This window comes from Synechococcus sp. UW140, from assembly GCF_900474295.1.
Taxonomy (GTDB): domain Bacteria; phylum Cyanobacteriota; class Cyanobacteriia; order PCC-6307; family Cyanobiaceae; genus Synechococcus_C.
Genome location: NZ_UCOB01000011.1, coordinates 1 through 2,041 on the forward strand (window position 1 = coordinate 1; position 2,041 = coordinate 2,041).

General features: G+C 52.6%; 1 pseudogene. It reads left to right on the plus strand.

Going from position 1 to position 2,041, the window contains the following annotated elements:
* Positions 1 to 760: 760 nt before the first annotated feature.
* Positions 761 to 2,041: pseudogene (locus tag DXY10_RS15065) on the plus strand (hypothetical protein); the annotation flags it as partial.

Genomic DNA, 2,041 nt, shown 5'->3' on the forward strand with positions numbered 1-2,041 from the left:
CTCACGCGTCCTTCCCTCTACGCCAGCAACCTTCTGGCCCATCCCAGTTGCACACCATCCGCTCCACTTGCACAAAAAAGCAGGGACAGCTCAGGAACGAACCCCTCAAACTCATTGCAGTCACAATTAATTGGGTGGCAGCAGAGGCCACCAGGGCCAGCTTTGATCCGCAGGATTCACACCAGCTCCAGCCACCACGCTCCCCATCAATGCAGTGATTCTGTAGCGGAATGGTTCACGCCAGGGTCGATCCAGGCACCGCGGGCAAAAAAAGCATCACACGCCACCACAGCCAGGCTGCACTCAGCGAAAACCTGACCACCCGCTTGCCAGAAGGGATAACAACAACGCAGCAAACGGCATCCCTACATCAGAGACACCAATACCCAGCCCGGCACATCTCTGCATGTGTAACCGGCCAAGACCTTTCAAGGAAAGCCATGAGGCCTTCAGTTAATTAACAATGAAATAGGCGAGGGACAGAACAGAAACATTGATCAGCCAACGCAAAACCCTCAAACAAGAAAGCGCCCTCAATGTGTTATCCGGAAAATCACTTAAAGCCAACTGAAATGATGGAAAAACTATCAACAAGCAAAGCACACCAACACTATACAATTACCAACCTATCCAAACAACGCATTAATACCAAAACGTATCAATCACTACGCATCGAGTGCGTGACTGCGTACAAAATATCAAGTCCTGTTGGCTTAAGCCGACGCCTTCTGTTGTTGAGTCGATCCAACTTTCATCCACGATGGCACTGTTCTGCCTTGATGAGACCACTTCTTCTGTTGCGGCATTATCAGAAGAGTTCATAGCTGCACAACACGCCACCGACAAGCTGCTGTTGAGATGGCAGAACAATCCGGCTGAATGGAACCAACTGCTGCAGAAAGTCTTTGGCCGCTCAGCACCACTTGATCTCAGCGGCATCACGATTGAGATTCTCAACGGGCAGGCCATGCCTGGCCTATCTGGCGCCTATGCCCCGGTTGCACCAGATGGCAATGAACGCATTTATATCAATCAAGACTGGTTAGCAACGGCAAACGCCGATGCAATCCAAGCCGTTCTGCTCGAGGAATTAGGCCATGCCATTGATCACAGACTGAATCAGGGCAATGACACAACCGGTGACGAAGGTGCCATCTTCTCGGCATTGGTTCAAAACCGAGCAGTCGACCTACAAGAACTCAACCAAAATGATCATTCAGAACTAAATATTTCAGGGCAGAGAATAAAAATAGAAGCCTCATCAATCACAAGCTCCGTTAGTTACATCGCCAGCGACGGCGTTGTCAAAATCACCCTCACGGGTTCTGACCACATCGATGCCACTGGCAATGCCCTCGATAACACGCTCATCGGCAACAGCGGTGCAAACCTCCTGATCGGCGGCGATGGAAACGACACCCTCACCGGTGGTGCCGGCGCCGATCAATTTCAGCTCGGTGGCGGCGATGACCAGGTCACCGACTTCTCCATACCATCAGGCGATACCGTCGGCATCGAAGTTTGGCAGAACTACTTGATCTCCCAGGTCGGGGATGATGCGCTGATCACAGTCGCGTCAGTGGGATCAATCCGGCTGAAAAATTTCAACTCTGGAGACTGGGATGAGGAGCAATACATATCGCGGACCGATGCTTCGGGCAACCCTTTCAACTTCGGGGGGGGAGGAGCAACAACGATACTGACATCGGCCACCTACAACGCCTCCTCCGGAGCCCTCGCTGTCACCGGCGCCGATCTCGTCGCCAATTCAGGCACTGACAACGATATCGACGTTTCCACACTCACCATCACCGGAGAAGGCAGCAACACCTACACCCTCACCAGCGGTGACGTTGAACTCACCTCAGCCACCACCTTCTCCATCACCCTTAACGCCACCGATGAACTACAACTTGCCAGCCTACTGAATAACAATGGCACCTCCTCCAGCGATGGCACTACTTACAACATCGCTGCTGGTCTGAACTGGAATCCAGGTGCCGCTTCCTCACCGGCAGACAGCAGCGGCAATGCGATCACC